Below are 422 nucleotides of genomic sequence, written 5' to 3' on the forward strand. Positions count from 1 at the left end.
GTCTCGACGCGCATCACCGTCTGCACCTCGGCCAGACGCCGGCAGCCCTCGGCCGGCAGGGCGACGAGCCGGTCGGCCGCGATCGCCAGACTGTACGCCTCCAGGATGATCATGTCGGCGATCCCCTCCGCCGCCAGCCGATAGGCGCCCTCGGCCGTCTGCTCGAAGACGAAGCGCAGCGGCAACGCCTCGGCCCATTGCAGCGGGGCGGTACGCGTCCCCGACCGCAGCCGCGCCGTGCCGCTGTCGCCGAGCCGCGCCGCCAGGGACGGCCAGACGGCCGGAGGCAGCGGCAGCGTCCGGGGGTCGTCCAGCTCGCCGGTATAGAGCGCGCCCGCCGCCTCGCGTTGCAGTCGCTCGCTGGCCCGCACCTCCAGCAGCTGGCGGAGTACCGCGTCGTCGGCGATACCGAAGCAGTGGCG

1 pseudogene is annotated in these 422 nt (G+C 74.4%); it reads right to left on the reverse strand.

The features are described 5' to 3' along the window. Positions 1–422: pseudogene (locus PA598K_RS36680) on the reverse strand (helicase SNF); the annotation flags it as partial.

The organism is Paenibacillus sp. 598K (assembly GCF_003851045.1).
Lineage (GTDB): Bacteria > Bacillota > Bacilli > Paenibacillales > Paenibacillaceae > Paenibacillus_D.